The sequence below is a fragment of the Amycolatopsis sp. NPDC102522 genome, from assembly GCF_055584485.1.
Genome location: NZ_JBVJLY010000006.1, coordinates 197,537 through 214,129, shown reverse-complemented (window position 1 = coordinate 214,129; position 16,593 = coordinate 197,537). Strand labels below are relative to the sequence as shown.

General features: G+C 69.5%; 15 protein-coding genes. 7 read left to right on the top strand and 8 right to left on the bottom strand.

Translation table 11 applies throughout. The annotated features are described in order from the left end of the window. Positions 1–64: 64 nt before the first annotated feature. The 3 genes from ACZ6YV_RS17680 to ACZ6YV_RS17670 all read right to left on the bottom strand — a co-directional run bounded on the left by ACZ6YV_RS17680 (position 65) and on the right by ACZ6YV_RS17670 (position 3,500). The gene (locus tag ACZ6YV_RS17680; protein ID WP_465510606.1) at positions 65–2,518 is read right to left on the bottom strand and encodes a LamG-like jellyroll fold domain-containing protein; all 2,454 of its coding nucleotides are present in this window, start codon (positions 2,516–2,518) and stop codon (positions 65–67) included. Positions 2,519–2,802: 284 nt separating this feature from the next. Then, complete coding sequence (locus ACZ6YV_RS17675) at positions 2,803–3,318, bottom strand: HAD domain-containing protein (RefSeq protein WP_465510605.1); 516 nt, start codon at positions 3,316–3,318, stop codon at positions 2,803–2,805. 11 nt (positions 3,319–3,329) lie between these two features. After that, positions 3,330–3,500: a DUF6670 family protein gene (locus ACZ6YV_RS17670; protein ID WP_465510604.1), complete on the bottom strand. Its 171-nt coding sequence runs from the start codon at positions 3,498–3,500 to the stop codon at positions 3,330–3,332. Between the two features lie 304 nt (positions 3,501–3,804). Here ACZ6YV_RS17670 and ACZ6YV_RS17665 point away from each other — a divergent pair, with 304 nt between their 5' ends. After that, positions 3,805–5,394: an FAD-binding oxidoreductase gene (locus tag ACZ6YV_RS17665; protein ID WP_465510603.1), complete on the top strand. Its 1,590-nt coding sequence runs from the start codon at positions 3,805–3,807 to the stop codon at positions 5,392–5,394. A 12-nt stretch (positions 5,395–5,406) separates the two neighbouring features. Here ACZ6YV_RS17665 and ACZ6YV_RS17660 read toward each other — a convergent pair whose 3' ends face one another. Continuing rightward, entirely contained in the window at positions 5,407–6,042 is a 636-nt protein-coding gene (locus tag ACZ6YV_RS17660; RefSeq protein ID WP_465510602.1) for a TetR/AcrR family transcriptional regulator, read from the bottom strand. 109 nt (positions 6,043–6,151) lie between these two features. Here ACZ6YV_RS17660 and ACZ6YV_RS17655 point away from each other — a divergent pair, with 109 nt between their 5' ends. After that, positions 6,152–6,934, top strand: a complete 783-nt coding sequence (locus ACZ6YV_RS17655) for an SDR family NAD(P)-dependent oxidoreductase (RefSeq protein ID WP_465510601.1) — start codon at positions 6,152–6,154, stop codon at positions 6,932–6,934. An 81-nt stretch (positions 6,935–7,015) separates the two neighbouring features. Next, positions 7,016–8,398: a M20 family metallopeptidase gene (locus tag ACZ6YV_RS17650; RefSeq protein ID WP_465510600.1), complete on the top strand. Its 1,383-nt coding sequence runs from the start codon at positions 7,016–7,018 to the stop codon at positions 8,396–8,398. 458 nt (positions 8,399–8,856) lie between these two features. On the opposite strand, the gene ACZ6YV_RS17645 is transcribed toward ACZ6YV_RS17650, so the two are convergent. Both ACZ6YV_RS17645 and ACZ6YV_RS17640 read right to left on the bottom strand, forming a co-directional pair. Further along, a complete protein-coding gene (locus ACZ6YV_RS17645; protein ID WP_465510599.1) occupies positions 8,857–10,104 on the bottom strand; it encodes an HNH endonuclease signature motif containing protein in 1,248 nt (415 codons plus the stop codon). Positions 10,105–10,268: 164 nt separating this feature from the next. Next, positions 10,269–11,852 (bottom strand): AMP-binding protein, encoded by a 1,584-nt coding sequence (locus ACZ6YV_RS17640; protein WP_465510598.1) that lies wholly within the window; start codon positions 11,850–11,852, stop codon positions 10,269–10,271. 134 nt (positions 11,853–11,986) lie between these two features. On the opposite strand from ACZ6YV_RS17640, the gene ACZ6YV_RS17635 reads away from it, so the two are divergent. Then, positions 11,987–12,163, top strand: coding sequence for a hypothetical protein (locus tag ACZ6YV_RS17635; protein ID WP_465510597.1), 177 nt, complete (start codon positions 11,987–11,989; stop codon positions 12,161–12,163). Here the strand turns inward: ACZ6YV_RS17635 and ACZ6YV_RS17630 are convergent. Next, positions 12,144–12,704, bottom strand: a complete 561-nt coding sequence (locus tag ACZ6YV_RS17630) for a TetR/AcrR family transcriptional regulator (protein WP_465510596.1) — start codon at positions 12,702–12,704, stop codon at positions 12,144–12,146. The genes ACZ6YV_RS17635 and ACZ6YV_RS17630 overlap by 20 nt on opposite strands. Before the next feature lie 126 nt (positions 12,705–12,830). Here ACZ6YV_RS17630 and ACZ6YV_RS17625 point away from each other — a divergent pair, with 126 nt between their 5' ends. From ACZ6YV_RS17625 to ACZ6YV_RS17615, 3 genes are all read left to right on the top strand, one after another. Beyond that, positions 12,831–13,535 carry an alpha/beta fold hydrolase gene (locus ACZ6YV_RS17625; protein WP_465510595.1) on the top strand — a complete coding sequence of 235 codons (705 nt, stop codon included), beginning with the start codon at positions 12,831–12,833 and terminating at the stop codon, positions 13,533–13,535. Between the two features lie 90 nt (positions 13,536–13,625). Then, complete coding sequence (locus ACZ6YV_RS17620) at positions 13,626–14,270, top strand: flavodoxin family protein (RefSeq protein WP_465510594.1); 645 nt, start codon at positions 13,626–13,628, stop codon at positions 14,268–14,270. After that, positions 14,271–15,287, top strand: a complete 1,017-nt coding sequence (locus tag ACZ6YV_RS17615) for a LacI family DNA-binding transcriptional regulator (RefSeq protein WP_465510593.1) — start codon at positions 14,271–14,273, stop codon at positions 15,285–15,287. It begins immediately after the preceding gene. Here ACZ6YV_RS17615 and ACZ6YV_RS17610 read toward each other — a convergent pair. After that, complete coding sequence (locus ACZ6YV_RS17610; RefSeq protein WP_465510592.1) at positions 15,284–16,588, bottom strand: serine/threonine-protein kinase; 1,305 nt, start codon at positions 16,586–16,588, stop codon at positions 15,284–15,286. The two genes, ACZ6YV_RS17615 and ACZ6YV_RS17610, sit on opposite strands and share 4 nt — an antisense overlap. Positions 16,589–16,593 lie beyond the last annotated feature (5 nt).

Sequence of the window (16,593 nt, the reverse complement as noted above, 5' to 3'; positions counted from 1 at the left end):
TACGGATCTTCTTTCGTGCCGAACACGCGGCGCCGGGAGTGGCCCCGGCGCCGCGTGAGCGGGCTCAGTCGCGCTTCGCCAGCGTCGCGACCTCGGCGTCGGACAGCGGCCTGTCGTAGAACCGGACGTCGTCCACCGCGCCGCGCAGGAAGTCGACCTGCTGGCCGCCGTACTGGCCGCGGCCGATCACCGTGTGGCCGGTGCTCGGTGCGGCGGAGCAGGCGTTCTGCGAGGCGACCTTCTTGCCGTCGACGTAGAGCGACAACGTTCCCGACTTGGCGTCGCGGACGCCGGTCAGGTGGTACCACTTGCCGACTTCCGGCTTCTCCGGCGACAGGGCGCGGAGGCCGACGAAGCTCATCGCCCACCGCTGGTCCTGCCCGGAGTACTGCAGGAAGAACGCGCTGTCGCGGCCGGTGTCCTGGCTGACGACGGTCTGGAACGCGCCACCGGTCTCGTCCAGCTTCGCCCACGCCGAGACCGAGTAGCTGCCCGCCGTGTTGACGAGGTTCGCCCCGGCGTCGGCCTGGCCGTTGCCCGCGAAGGCCAGCGCGCCGCCCTCGACACCGCCTGCCCATTGGGCGTTGGTCAGCGTGGCGTGCGCGGTGCCGACCGAGTCCGTGGCGCTGGATCCGTTGCCCTCGTTGAACTTGTAGGCGTGCACGCCGGTGATCCCCGGGGTGCCGGGGCCGGGGTCGGGCGCGCCGCTGCCGCTGCCGTCGGCGTTGCGGATGATCGCCTGGTTGACCGCGCGCACCTGCGCGAAGTCCATCTTCTTCACCTGCCTGTCATAGGTGAAGAAGCCGTTGACCTCGTGCTCGACGTCGGTGATCTGCGTGTAGATCGAGCCGCTGATCCCACAGCTTTGCGCCGAGGAGAGCACGTCACGCTGGTTCTGGACGTAGCGGCTGTTCAGGGTCGCCTGGTCCTTCACCATCTCGTAGGCGTGGCCTTCGCCGAACCACATGTGGTCCTTGACCTCGAGGCCGTAGCCGCCGTGTTCGCCGTCGATCGAGATCCGCTTGCCGTCGGGCATCGGCTTCGCGGGGCCTGGGTAGGCGTGCCAGTCGAGGACGTCACCCTTGCCGGAGTCGCCGAGCGAGTCGCAGCAGTTGACCCCGCTGTGCGCGTTGACCAGCCGGGTCGGGTCCTGGGCCTTGACGCTTTCGGCGACCTTCCCGGTCTCCTCGCGCGACCACTCCGCCCAGCCCTCGTTGAACGGCACGTAGCCGACGATCGAGGTCCAGTTCTTCTTCTGCTCCACCAGTTCCTTCAGCTCGACCTTGAACTGCCGCTGGGCGTCGACGGGCGGACGCCCGCCGGTGCGCATCGACGGCATGTCCTGCCAGACGAGCAGGCCGAGCTTGTCGGCGTGGTGGTACCAGCGATCGGGTTCGGTCTTGATGTGCTTGCGGACCGTGTTGAAGCCGAGGACCTTGTGCTGCTCGAGGTCGAAGCGCAGCGCCTGGTCGGTCGGCGCGGTGTAGATGCCGTCCGGCCAGTAACCCTGGTCCAAAGTGGACTGCAGGAAGAAGATCTTGCCGTTGAGGGTGAACCGGAGTTTGCCGTCGGCGCCCTTCGTGGTGCCGTACTCGCGCATGCCGAAGTAGGAGGACACCTTGTCGACGGTGCGGCGGCCGTCCTTCAGCTCGACGTCCAGGTCGTAGAGGAACGGCGAGTCAGGCGACCAGAGTTTCGCCTTGGGCACCGGCAGCGAGAGTGTCCCGGCAGCGGACGCCTTGCTGCGGCTGACCACCTTCCGGCCGTCGCGGACCACGGCCTCGACGGTCAGCCCGGAGCTGCCACCGGTGTCGACCGTGAGCCTGAGCGTCGAGGACTTGAGGTCGGGGACCATGCCGAGCGTGCCGACGTGCTTGGCCGCGACCGGTTCCATCCACACCGTCTGCCAGATGCCCGAGGCGCCTTCGTAGAAGATCCCGCGGTCGGGGACGAGACGCTGCTTGCCGACGGGCTGCCAGGTCGCGTCGGCGCGGTCCTCGACGCCGACGATGATCTCCTGCTCTCCCTTGGGCTTCAGCGCCGAGGTGACGTCCGCGGAGAACGCGCCGTAGCCGCCCTGATGCGCGGCCACCTCCTTGCCGTTGACCCAGACCTTCGCCTTGTAGTCGACGGCGCCGAAGTTGATCCGCAGGGTGTTGTCCCTGCCCACGCCCCAGTTCTTGGGCACGGTGAACGTGCGGCGGTACCACATGTAGTCCTCGTGCCGCTGGATCCCCGAAAGCGCCGATTCAGTGGGGTAGGGGACCAGGATCTTCTCGGCGAGCTTCTCGCCGAACGGCGGGACCTCGCCCGCCGAGGCGCCGGCGAACTCCCAGAGCCCGTTGAGGTTCTGCCAGTTCTCGCGCACCAGTTGCGGCCGCGGGTACTCGGGCAACGCGTTGGACGGCGACACCTGGCCGGTCCACGGGGTGGTCAGGCGCGGCTTGCCCATCTTCCAGCCGCTCTCCGCGGCCGTCGCGGTGCCTGACGTCAACGCCAAGGCGGCCAGCAAGGCCATCGCGGCGGTCAGGGGCTTCCGGAAGCGTCTCTGCTTTTCTCGGGGGCGGGGAGGTGACAACGTTGACAGCATCTGCTCGACACCCTTCTCCGGGGGCGGCCACCTCGGCGGAGGTGCGTCTCCCGCTGGACCTGTGCAGGCGTGAAACCACGACCCCGTGGCCGGTGGGAACCGGTGTGAGCCGGGCCACGGCTGGCCGTCAGGACGTTTTTACATCGTTGATACAACGTTGTAAAGCGTCGAAGGCCTCGAATCGGTCCTGGGCGGCGGAGCTGTCCGGTGTGTCAGGCGGGGCGGGATTCCCGCAGCCACTCGCCGAGCGTGCGGTAGTCGGCGCCGGTCAGGCCGTACCGAGGGTCGACCCGGTGCAGGAGCGCGGGCCCGGAGTGGTGACCGGACACCCAGTCGCGGTCGACGTCGGTGATCTCGTCGTCGACCCAGGCGAACGGACGGCCCTCGGCGTGCTCCAGCAGTGGGCGGGTCTTCCAGTGCAGACCGATGCGGGCGTCGAACTCGTCGGTGCCGGAGGGCTCGGGCCAGTCCACGACCGGCAGCCAGGGCAGGCCGAGCCTCGGGGTGAGGGAGTCGTTGGCGTCCTGCAGCCAGGTCGTGGCCCAGACCAGCTCGCCGGGAAGTGCTTTCAGACGCGAGCCCTGTGACGGATCAAGCCTGCCGAGAAGCGGGTTCTCGTCATGCCGCGGCGCCGGTCCGAAGATCGGATAGCGGGCGGGCTCCAGCCCGAACGGGATGAGCGGGCCGTCGACGTCGAGGTAGATCAGCGGAAGTTTCTCGGGGGCCACGGCGGCACACGTTAGTGGTCTTCGCAGTCGACCCATTCGAAGTATTCGGTCCCCGAGAGCGCCCGGCCCCGGAAAGTCCCGTCGAACGAGTACGCGCCCACGTCGCCGCGTCCGTGCCTGTACCGCAGCGGAGTGTCCACGGTCCCGTCGAGCTCGGCGATCTCCTCGGCGCCGTCCCGCACGGTCCAGCGAACCCCTGCGGCACCCGCATGGCGCGGCCCATCGGGTCGATCTCGGGTTCCGCACGAGGGGTCACCTCGACCGACACGTCCTGGAACACCGTCGCAGTTGAGTCCGCTCGTCGAGGTTGATCACATGGTAGGTGAAGAAATCCACCGGCAGTTTCCATCGCGACGACACCGGGGTGCGGAAAAGTGCCTGCGGGGCGGCTTTTCGCAGCAGCCCGGCGGTGCTGTGCTCCATGCGTTGACACGATAACTGACTGCTGAGTAACTTACTAGCGAGTCAGATCGAAGGGAGGCGTCGATGCCGACCGAAGAGCGGTCCTGGTGGGGCTGGGGCACCACTGACGGCGAACTGTCCAAGGAAGAGTCCGACGCGCTGGTCGCCCGCACGTCGGGCGTGTTGCCCGGGCACGACTTCACCGACCACGCCCCGCCGGAACCTTCGGAGCTCGACGTCCCGGCGTCGCGGATCCGCCCGCCCGCGGCGCTCGCCGCGTTGTGCGGCGACGAACCTGCCGACCGGTTGTCCCACGCCCGGGGCAAGGCTTTCCGTGACGTCGTCCGCAATCTGCTCGGGCAGCTCGACCACGTCCCGGATCTGGTCGCCCGCCCGCGCACCGAACAGGACGTCGTCGATCTCCTCGACTGGTGCACGGCTTCCGGAACCCCGCTGATTCCTTACGGTGGCGGCAGTTCCGTGGTCGGCGGGGTCGAGCCGCGGTTCGACGGCCCGGCGATCTCGATGGACCTGGCCGGTCTCGGCGCCGTGCTCGAAGTGGACACGGTGAGCCGCGCGGCCCGGATCCAGGCCGGGATCTTCGGGCCCGCACTGGAGGACCGTCTTCGCCCGCTGGGGCTGACCCTGCGGCACTTCCCGCAGTCGTTCGCGCATTCCACGCTCGGCGGCTGGCTCGCCACCCGCGCGGGCGGGCATTTCGCCACGCTCGCCACCCATATCGACGACCTCACCGAGTCGCTGCGCGTCGTCACCCCGGCCGGGATCAGTGAATCGCGGCGTCTGCCGGGATCGGGCGCCGGCCCCTCGCCGGACCGGATGTTCCTCGGCTCCGAGGGCGCGCTCGGCGTGATCACCGAAGCCTGGATGCGCCTGCAGGACCGGCCGGTATGGCAGGTCACCGCGTCGATCGCCTTCGAGCGGCAGGGAGACGCGGTCGCCGCCACCCGCGCGATCGCGCAGTCCGGGCTCCACCCGTCGAATTGCCGCCTTCTCGACCCTGCCGAAGCCTTCATCAACGCGGGCGCGAGCGTGGGCGGGGGACTGCTCCTGGTCGCGTTCGAATCCGCCGATCATCCGGTCGACACCTGGCTGGAGCGCGCGCTGGAACTGGCCGTCGGCCACGGTGGGACGGTGAAGACCAAACGCACCAAGGATTCCGCCCGGCCCCAAGGCGACTCGGCCTCGACGTGGCGATCGTCGTTCCTCCGGATGCCCTACCAGCGCGACGCACTGGCTCGCCGGTCGCTCATCGTGGAGACCTTCGAGACCGCCTGCACCTGGGACGCCTTCGACGAGTTCCACGACGCGATCACCTCGGCGGCCCGCGCCGCGATCGACGAGGTGTGCGGCGGCGCCGGTGTCGTCACCTGCCGCTTCACCCACGTCTATCCCGACGGTCCCGCGCCCTACTACGGGATCTACGCCGCCGGGCGCTGGGGGAGCACGGTCGCGCAGTGGGACGAGATCAAGGCCGCCGTCTCCGAGGCGATCGCGGGCCACGGCGGCACGATCACCCATCACCACGCCGTCGGCCGCGATCACCGCCCCTGGTACGACAGGCAACGCCCGGACCCGTTCGCGGCCGCGCTCACCGCTGCCAAAACCGCGCTCGACCCGGCGGGGATTCTCAACCCTGGGGTGCTGATCCGCTGACCGGCCGGCCGCTTATCCACTTTCACGCGCCGCGCCGTATCTGGCTTCCATCATCAGTACGGCCTCGTCCACGACGTGTGCCATCGATGCGTCGTCAGGGGACCAGTCGACGAGCAGCATCCGGGGCCAGAAGACGTAGTTGGAGATCATCCCGAGGAACTGGGTCGCTGCCAGTTCGGTGTCGTCCAGCTTGGCCGTGCCCAGGGCGTTCTCGGCGTCGAGATAGCGGCGTACCGAGTCGAAGTAAGGCATCTTCCCGTGCTCGAAGTGGGCCTCGCCCAACTCGGGGAAGCGCGGCAGTTCGGCGATGACGATGCGGAAGAGGGCCGCCATGCCGGGTCGGGTGAGGAGCGCGACGTACCGGCGGCCGATCGCCGTCAGGCCCGCCCGCAGGTCGCCCGCCGGTGGGCGGAGGTCGCCGTCGTCCTCGGCCGCCCAGGACTCCGTCACGATCGCGTCGAACAGCGCAGCCTTGGTCGGGAACTGCTTGAACAAAGTCGCCTTCGACACCCCTGCCGCCTCGGCGACCTTGGCCAGTGAGGCGCCGGCGTACCCGGCATCGAGGAACAGTCGGGTGGCGGCCTCGATGATGGCCGCCCGCTTCTGCTCGGCGACGCGCCGGTGGTAGGGCGAGGGCTCCGTCGTCATGGGCATCACTCTACGCGAGGCGAGTCACTTGACTCACCACCTGTCAGGTCCGTAGTGTTGGCGAGGTGAGTCACTCGACTCACCACTGTTTCGCAGAGAGGACCGCGTCATGGGACGCTTCGACAAGCAGACCGTTCTCGTCACCGGTGGCACTGGCGGGCAGGGCGCCAGCCACGTTCGGGCCTACCACGAGGAGGGGGCGAACGTTGTCATCGCCGCGCTCTCCGAAGGGCCGGGCAAGGAGCTCGCCGCTGAACTCGGCGAGCGGGCACTGTTCGTCCGCCTGGACGTCACCGACGAGGACGCCTGGACGGCGGCGGTCACCGAGACCGAACGCCGGTTCGGTCCGATCGCGGTTCTGGTCAACAACGCCGGCGTCCAGAACCCCGCGGTGCCGATCGAGGCCGTCGAACGGCGGGTCTGGGACCGCATACTCGACGTCAACCTCACCGGCACGTTTCTCGGTATCAAGACCGTGACCCCGTCACTGCGCCGCAACGGCGGCGGAGTGATCGTCAACATCGCCTCCACGATGGCCCACGTCGGCACTTCGCTCTACGCGCCGTACGTCGCCAGCAAGTGGGCGTTGCGCGGGCTCACCAGGACCGCCGCGCTGGAACTGGGTCGAGACGGCATCCGGGTCAACTCCATCCACCCCGGCGTCATCTCCACCCCGTTGGTCAACGAACCGATCGCCGGCCAGCCGCCCATCGCCGACTTCTACTCGCCCGAGCCGTACGCAATCCCACGAATGGGAACCCCGGCCGATATCACCACACTCCTCCTCTACCTCACCTCGGCCGACGCCGCTTTCGTCACGGGCTCGGAGTTCGTCGCGGACGGTGGGCTCCTGCTCGGCCCCGCCCTGCAGTCCGACACGACGGCGGCCTGACCGAATCGCCGGCCGCCGGTAGGTGAACGCAAACCGGCATACGCTCCTCAACGACACTCGACGAGCGGAACGGGAGACACCGTGGCGATTCCGGCAGAGCTGGTCTCGAAAGCCCAGGAGCACGTCGACTCGGGGGCCTTCTTCGCCGAGCTGGCCGAACTCGTCCGGTATCCGACCGTGAGCGATCATCCGAGCGGCCGCGTCGCCATCAAGGCATACCTGGACGAGGTGCTGACTCCGGCGCTGAGCGCGCTCGGCTGTTCCGTGGCGACGTATCCCAACCCCGACCCGGTCGGTGGCCCGTTCCTGATCGGGACCCGCATCGAGTCCCCCGAACTGCCCACTCTCCTGTGCTACGGCCATGCCGACGTCGTCGACGGGCACGAGGGCCGGTGGAGTGAGGGCCGGGATCCGTGGACCCTGACCGCCGACGGCGAGCGCTGGTACGGCCGCGGCTCCGCGGACAACAAGGGCCAGCACCTGATCAACCTGACCGCGCTCAGGCTCCTCCTTGCCGAAACGGGATCGCTCGGATTCAACCTCAAGTTCCTGTTCGAGACCGGCGAGGAGATCGGCTCGCCCGGCCTCGACGAGTTCGTCGCGGCGCACCGGGAGGCACTGAGCGCCGACGTCCTCATCGCCTCCGACGGCCCGCGCCTGGACGCGGCGACGCCGACACTGTTCCTCGGCGCGCGGGGCAGCGTCCGGATCGCCCTCGACGTCGATCTCCGTCCCGACGCCTACCACTCGGGGAACTGGGGCGGCGTCCTGCGCAATCCCGCCACCACACTCGCCGGGGCGATCGCCTCTCTCGTCGACGGGCACGGGCGTGTCCTGGTGCCGGAACTCCTGCCGCCCGAGCTCCCGGACGGCGTCCGCGCGGCGCTCGCCGGGCTCGAGATCGGGAACATGCCTGGGGATCCCGCGCTGGACGAGGGCTGGGGCGACACCGGGCTCACCGCCGCCGAGCGGCTGTACGGCTGGAACACCCTCGAAGTCCTTTCCCTCGGCGCGGCCGACATCGAGCGGCCGGTCAACGCCATTCCCGGCCGCGCTCGCGCGATGTTGCAGCTGCGCTACGTCGCGGGCACCGACGTCGACGGAGTGGGCGAGGCGGTCACGAAACACCTTGCCGCACAAGGGTTCCCAATGGTCGGTGTCACCGCCGAGGGAAGCTTCCGGGCGAGCCGCACTCCGGTCGAGGACCCGTGGGTGGGCTGGGCGAAGAGCGCCCTCGACGAGGTCTCCGACCGTCCTGTGGTGCTCTTGCCGAGCTTCGGAGGCGGCCTGCCGAACCATGTGTTCACCGACATCCTCGGCCTGCCGACGTTGTGGCTGCCGCATTCCTACCCGGGCTGCCTGCAGCACGCGCCCGACGAACACCTGCTCGCGCCGATCGCCCGCGAAGGCGTCGTGCTCGCCACGGCGCTGTTCCACGCCCTCGGGCGGCGCGGACATCGCTAGCGGTCGACAGTGGTGGACGCGGACCAGCTGACGAGGATCTTTGTGCGGGGTGGCGGGTTCGGCGGTGTAGAGGGAAAGGTCGTGGACCGCGCGGACGGACATCGGCAGGTCGTCCGACCGGTAGTTCAGTTCGAGGGCGCTGAGGGCTGAGGGCTGGAGCCGTTTGACACCGTCGTGCCGGATGCGGATGGCGAACATCGGCGCGTGCAGCGCCTTGGCTAGCGCGTTCGTTCGGCTTCGGTACTGCGGTCGCGTCCTGGACGGTGGCGTCGCTCTCGAGTCCAGTCTCGGCACTGTGGGGCCCGAGCAGACCATCCAAATGGGCCGACACCCCAGCCGGATACCGCTGGGCCGGGGTTCGGTATCACCGACGTGGTCGCCCTTGCCCGTGCCTGCATCGACTAGCTCTGGGCATGCCGAGGGGCCCGTCGCCGGTGGTGGTGGCGGGCTCGTCGGGGTCAGCGATGGTTGCGGCGGGGCGTTTGTAGCGGGTCCAGGTATTGCGGTGGGATGAACTCGGGTTTGCCGTCTGTAGCGATGTGGACTTGCCAGCCGGATTGTCCGTGGATGACCAGGTGGTGGTAGCGGCAGACGAGGCAGAGGTTGTTCAGGTCGGTGTCGCCGAGATGGCCCCACGGGAGAATGTGGTGGGCTTCGCAGTGTTTGGGTTTCCGATGGCAGCCTGGGAAGGCGCAGCCTCGGTCTCGCAGGTTCAGGGCCCGTCGTTGTCCGGGGGTGACGGTGCGGGCCGCGCGGCCGATGTCGAGGGGTTCGCTCTCGGAGCCGAGGACGGCGGGGATGATCTTGGCGTCGCAGGCGAGCATGCGGGCGTGGCGTGCGGTGATCTGGGAGACCCCGTCCACGCACGCCATCTCCAGTCCTGACGTCAAGGTGTCCAGCGGGATGGTGACGACGATGGTGGTGCGGTCCCCGGACAGGGTCGGTGCCTTGTCGTTGGTCATCGCGTAGTGGATCGCGTCGAACAACGCGTCCCCGTTGCGTTCGCCGGGGGTGCGCGGGTCGCGGTTGCCGTCTTCGTCGGCGGGTCTTCGTTGTCCCCAGGTCTCGAACAGCGCGTTCGCGCGGGCCCCGAATTCCGGATCCAGCAGCCCGGTGAGCCGCCACCACCCGTCGTCACGTTTCCGCAGGTGTACTTCGCGTGACGGTGGTGTCAGGTCGTCGTCTTTCGGCTCGTTGCCGTCGGGGTCGAGATGGGCCAGCAGATCCGCACCGGCGTTGGTGATCTCCTGAGGGCCCGCGTGGCGGGCCAGGTCCACCAGGATCTGTTCCGCCCCGGACCGCTCGTCCGCCGAGGCGTCGGCGGGCATCTTCCTCAATACCGCCAGGATCGGGTCCAGCTGCTGCTCACCAAGGTCACCCTCGGCCGCGGCGGCACCTGCGATGGGTGCGAACGCGGGTGCGGGGGTGCCGTCCAGGTTCCGGCCCTCGTTCACCGCCACCGCCCGCGCCACGGTGTCGCGTGCTTCCTTGGGAGTGATCCGGGCGGTCTCGGCGAACCAGCCCGCCGTCGACCCATGCCCGAACAACTCCATCGGACCCCGGGACTCGATCTCCACCAGAATCTGCCCGACCTCCGCCAACGCCTGACGCGCCACCGACATACGCTCGACCACACCGTGCACGAGCTCCCGCACACCAGCACGCCACAACCCCTGCGGCGGCTCGAGGTTCCGTGGGCTGGACACCCCGCAAGAATACCATCAATCGAACAAGTGTGCGAATGTGAAAAGGGTTCTTGAATGCAATTCGCCGACAAGTATTGAATAAGTTTCGTATTCTGGCGCAGGTCTGGCCGGACGCTCATCAAGGTGACCACGGATTCGGCCGACCGCGTCAGAACTGAGGGACTTCACAACTCCCGCAGGAGGTAGCGCTGCAGTTTCCCGCTCGCGTTACGCGGCAGTTCCTCGATGAACCGCACGCGCCGCGGGTACTTGTACGGCGCGGCAGTCGCTTTCGCGTGCTCCTGCAGAACCTGGACGAAGTGCGGGCTCTGTTCGACTCCGGGCCGGGCCACGACGAACGCCGTCACGACCGATCCACGATCCGGGTCCGGGGTGCCGATCACCGCGCATTCCTCCACGTCCGGATGGGCGAGCAGGACTTCCTCGACCTCGGGGGCGGCGATGTTGTAGCCCGACGAGATGATCATGTCGTCGCTGCGCGCGACGAACCGGAAATAGCCGTCGGCGTCGCGGACATAGGTGTCGCCGGTGAAGTTCCAGCCGTCGCGGACGTAGTCCTGCTGGCGCGGGTCTTCGAGGTAGCGGCAGCCTGTCGGCCCCTTCACGGCCAGGAATCCGGGCGTGCCATCGGGAACGGGCGAACCGTCGATGTCGAGTACGGCGGCCCGGTACCCGGGCACGACTTTTCCGGTCGTGCCCGGACGCGCGTCGTCGTCGGCGGCGGAGATGAAGACGTGCAGCATTTCGGTGCTGCCGAGCCCGTCGATGAGCGGCCGCCCGACGACGTCGCGGTAGTGCTCGGCCACGGGAGCGGGCAGCGACTCGCCCGCCGAGACCGCTCGGCGTACTCCGGCCAGCAGCCCTCCTTCGCCCGCGTTCAAGATCGCCCGGTACGCGGTCGGGGCGGTGAAGAGGACCGTGACGCCTTTGCCGGCGACGATGGCGGCGAGTTCCGCCGGAGTCGCGCGTCCGACCAGCAGCGTGGCCGCCCCCGCCCGCAGCGGGAAGACCAGCAGCCCGCCGAGGCCGAAAGTGAAGGCGAGCGGTGGCGTGCCGCAGAAGAGGTCGTCCGACGTCGGCCGCACGACGTGCCGGGAGAACGTGTCGGCGATCGCGAGCAGATCGCGGTGGAAGTGCATCGTCGCCTTCGGGGATCCGGTCGTGCCGGAGGTGAAGGCGAGCAGGGCGACGTCGTCGGCCGCGGTCGGGACGTCGGCGAAGGTCGCCGGATGCCGCTCCGCGCGGGCGGCGAGGTCCGTTCCGTAGGACACGACAGGCAGCTCCGGCGGGAGCTCGTTCAGGAGGCGTTCGTCGCAGACGGCGATCGCGGGCCTCGCGCGGCCGACGATCTTGTCGAGTTCGGCGCGCCGCAACATCGGCATGGTCGTGACGGCCACCGCGCCCGCCTTGAGCACGGCCAGCCACGCCGCCGCCAGCCAGGGCGTGTTGGCGCCCCGCAGCAGCACGCGATCGCCGGGAACCACGCCGAAATCGCTGACCAGGACATGGGCGACGCGGTTGGCGCGGGCCAGGACTTCGCCGTAGGTCCACGTTTCGGCGGGCGACAGCAGGCATGGCCTGTCCGGGCCGAACCTGGCGACGGTCTCGTCGAGCAGCGCGGTCGCGGCGTTCAGCCTGTCGGGATACCGCAGGTCCGGCAGGTCGAACACGAGCTCCGGCCACTGCCCGGCGGGCGGCAGCCGGTCACGGCAGAACGGGTCGACGTGCGCGCTGGGAGAAAGCCTCATCGTCGCCGCTCCTCGGTCCGCCCGGGCCCCCTAACGCGAAGGTAGCACTTGTTACGACCGTCGAGAAGACGCGATGTCCTGCCCGTGACGACGGCACCGGGCAGGACATGGGCGAAGACGGCAGAATGTCCGCTGTGGACGACGAACCGCCCGAACACGCGCGCTACGCCGACTATCGCCGTGGGCTGGCGGGGGTGGCGGACGCCGGGGAAGCCGCGTCGCCGGAAGCGCTGGCGGTGCTCGCCGCGAACGGCCGGACCAAGCGGGTCCGTAACGCGGCCGCGCTGAAGCTCAGCTCACGACCTCGGTGACCGCTCGCCGCAAGGTGGCGCGCACGGTCTCGGCGTCGTCGAGGTTCCCGCCGTGCAGCGCGCCGTCGCGGAGGAGGACGAGAGTGCGGGCGGCGTGGTCTGGGTCGGCATGACCCGCGTCGCGCGCCAGGTCGCGAAGAACGCCGAAGAACCAGTCCCGGTGGTCGTCGATGACCTGGCGGACCTGGTGCGCGGGATCGGGGTACTCGGCGGCGGCGTTGAGGAACTGGCAGCCGCGGAAGTCGTCGTCGACCGTCCGGTCGCCGATGACGCCCAGTGCGGCGAGCAGCGCTTCGCGGGCGGGTTTCCCGCTGGTCACCGCACCGACGCCGACCCGGATCCGCTCGCTCGTGGTGCTCAGGTAGGCGGCGACGAGGTCGTCCTTGGTGGGGTAGTGGCGGTAGAACGTCGCCCTGGTCACGGCCGCCTCGGACACCAGGCGCTCCACCCCGACGGCATGGATGCCCTCGGCGTAGAAGAGCCGTGAAGCGGTCTCGAGCAGCCGGACCTTCGGATGTACGTCGCGGTCGACAGTCGGCATCTCTCAACTCTAGAGAAAGAACGGTCATTCCACCAGGTCGCCTTCGTCACGTTGCGGAAGGCATCCAGGGGCACCATGGTTGAGGGAGAAAGACTGATCGTTCTCTCTAGCTCTGAAGGAGCCACCATGAGCAACCAGAAGCCCACCATCGTCCTGGTCCACGGTGCTTTCGCCGACTCGTCCAGCTGGAACGGCGTCGTCCCGAAGCTGCGTGAGCAGGGCTATCGGGTGGTCGCCGCGTCGAACCCGCTGCGCGGGATCGAGTCCGACGCGGACTACGTCGCTGACGTCGTCAACGGAGTGGACGGCCCCGTGGTGCTGGCCGGGCACTCCTACGGCGGCGTGGTGATCAGCCGCGCGGCCACCACCGCGTCGAACGTCAAGGCGCTCGTCTACATCGCCGCTTTCCAGCCGGAGGCGGGGGAGAGCGTGTTCGAGCTGTCCGGCCGGTTCGAGGGCGGCAAGCTCGGCCCGGACACCACGAACGTCCTGGCGTCCCAGGGTGAGCTGTCGATCAAGCCCGAGAGCTTCTCGGACGTGTTCGCGGCCGACGTCCCCGCGGAGACCGCCGACGTCATGGCTGTCACCCAGCGCCCGGTCACCGAGCGCGCGCTCGCCACGCCGTTCGACGGCGAGCCGGCGTGGAAGAACGTGCCGTCCTGGGCGCTGATCGCCGAGCAGGACCACGCGATCCCCGCCGCCGCGCAGGCGTTCATGTCCGAGCGCGCCGGTTCGGAGGTCACCAGGATCGAGGCTTCGCACGCGGTCTCGGTCTCGCGGCCGGACGTCGTCGCGGAGGTCATCCTCGCGGCGGCCGCCAAGGTCGCCTGACGCCTGCGGTCTGGACTGGGCCGCTTGACAGGGGAAACCTCCCCGGAGAGACTGCAAAAGCGTTTTTGCAGTCTCTCCGGGGAGAACCACGTGAAGGTCTTGGTGCTGGATTCGAGCCCGCGTCGTGAAGGCAATTCCTGGGCGCTGGCCCAGGCGCTGGCCAAGGGTGCGGAAGAAGCAGGTCACACGGTCGGCTTCGTCCGGCTCTCCGATTTCGTCGAGTCGCCGCTGGGGGACTGCCGCGACTGCCGGCTGAGCGACCGGTCCTGCGGTATCGCGGACGGCTACGAGCGGCTGCTGTTCGAGCACGTGCTCCCGGCGGACGCGATCGTCTACGCGACGCCCCTGCACTGGTACGGCATGACCGGACGGCTCAAGTCCTTCTTCGACCGGCTTTTCTGTTACACCTCAGGCAGTTCGCCGCATACCGCCGAGGTCGTGCCGGGGCTGATGAACAAACGCGCCGCGGTGCTGATCTCCTGCGAGGAGAGCTACCGCGGCGCGACTCTCGGGCTCGAAGCCCAGTTCCAGGAACTCACCCGGTACCTGCGTCAGGACCTTGCCGGGATCGTGGTCGGCGTCGGCAACAGCCGAGGCGAGGTAGAGCGCGATCCCGCCCGGCCACTGGAGGCCGCGGCGGACCTCGGACGTAGGCTGGGCGACGCCCACGTCACCGACTATCGGCTGGACACCGACCGGCCGAACCGCGTTTGGGGACCGCCCGTGGAGGCCTGAGTGTCGCCGACCATCCGTGACGTCGCCGCCGCCGCGGGGGTCTCGATCACCACCGTCTCCCATGTGCTCAGCGGGCAGGGGCGGATCTCCGACGAGACGAGGCAGCGTGTCGCGCGGGCGGCCGCCGAACTCGGTTACCAGGCCAGCGTGCACGCCCAGCAGCTGGTCACGCGGCGCAGCCGCACCTTGGCGATCCAGCTCGCGAACTCGGTCGACGCGAGCAGCGCCTGCGCGCTCGTGCCCAATTCGGACTACTTCCTCGAAGTCCTGAACGGGGCGGCCGAGGCCGCGTCGAAACGGTCGTACGCCCTGCTCCTGACTCCGGCGGACGCCGACCTCGACAGGCTGAACGCCTTCGCCGTCGACGGCGCGATCCTGGTGGATCCTCGCGGGGACGAGCCGTTCTTCGCGACGGGCTGGTGCCGTGACCGGCCGCTGGTGACCGTCGGACGCGCGATGGCCGCGCCGTGTCCCGTGCCGGTCGTCGTCGACAACGACCTGGTCGCGGCCGCCCGGCTGATGCTGGATCACTTGGCGGACAACGGTTACGAACGGCCCGCGATGATCACCACCGACATCAGCCGCTCCTACGCGGCGGATCTGGTCGCGGGGTACACCGGCTGGGCGGAAGACCGGGGACTGGAGCCGGTGGTGGTCGAGATCGACGAGCCGCCGACCACCGAAGGCACAGCGGAGGCGCTGGGCGACCTGCTCGACCGGCCGGTGTGCCCGGACGCCGTCTTCACGACGTCGGAGAACCTCGCCCTCGGTGTTCTCCACGAGGCTCGCCGCCGGCTCGCGGTGCCTGGCGAGCTCGGGATCTGCAGTGCGGTGGACAGCGGTTCCCTCCGGCTCACGTCGCCGCAGGTGACCGGCATGTTCGTGCATCCGCGCGAGGTGGGCGCCCGCGCGGCCACGGCGTTGATGGACCTCGTCGAGGGCGTCGCCCCGGGTGGCGAGCCGCGCCGGATCGAGGTACCCGTGCGGCTGAACGCGCGCGAATCGACCAGGCGCTAGGAACTCCGGCACTCCGCGACCGGCGCGTCCCCGCCGTCGTCACCGGTGGTCGCGATGAAGCCGAAGGTCGTCGTCGCACCGGCGGGCAGTACCGCGTTCCAGTCCACTTCGGACACTCGTACGCGGTCGCCGTCCTGTGCCAGGGAACCGTTCCACAGATTGGCGATCCGGGTGCCCGGCGGCAGGGTCCAGCTGACCTCCCAGCCGGCGAGCCGGGTGCCCTGGGAGTTCCGCACGGACACGCGGATCTCCGAACCACCTGGCCAGCTGCTGGCCACCTCGTAACGCGCTTCGCACACCGGTTTCGCGGCAGGAGCGGCGGGAGCGGCCGGAGCCGCCGCCGGAACGTCGGGCGAGTCGCCCTCGAACACGAGGATTCCCGCCAGGACGGCACCCGCCACCACCACACCGCCCGCGACGGCGAACGGCAGCCGCGAACGGCGGGTGGGCGCGGGAAGCCGTTTCGTCCCGGCCAGGACCGCCGGGCGGCCGTCGGCGACGGCGCTGAGCATCCGTTCGGCCTCGGCCATGTCCGGCCGCTCCCCGGGGTCCCGCCGGAGCAGGCGCAGCAGGACGTCGGTGAGCGGGCCGGTGGTCCGCGGCGCGGTGATCTCACCGCGGGCGACCCGTTTGAGGAGGGCGATCTGGTTGCCGTCGGTGCCGAACGGCGGTGCGCCTTCCCAAGCCGTGTAGAGCGTGGCGCCGAGGGAGAACACGTCCGACGGATAGCCGGGTTCCTCACCGTCCGCGACCTCGGGGGAGAGGAACGCCGGAGTGCCGACGACGAGGCCGTCGCCGGTCATGGTCCCTTCGCCCGCCGCGTGCGACAGGCCGAAATCGGCGATCTTCGCCTGGCCGTCCCCGGTGATCAGGATGTTGTTGGGCGTGACGTCCCGGTGCAGGATCCCGTCCTCGTGGGCCGCGGCCAGCGCCGACGCGATCTGCGCGCCGAGTTCCGCCACCCGCCCGGCGGGCAGCGGGCCGTCGTCCGCGAGGAGTTCCGTCAGCGGCCGCGACGGCAGGAACTCCATGACCAGGAACGGGGTCCCGTCCTGTTCGACGACGTCGTACACGGTGACGGCGTGCGGATGCTTGAGCCGCGCTGCGACCCGGGCCTCCCGCATCGCCCGCACGATCGATCGGAACGGGGCGTCGTCCCGCGAGGTGTCCGGCAGCAGTTGCTTGACCGCGACCGTCCGGTCGAGCCGCTCGTCGCGCGCCCGCCACACCACGCCCATCGCGCCCCGGCCGACCTTGCGCTCCAGCCGGTACCGCCCGGCAATGATGGCATCCCGGTTCACGACGC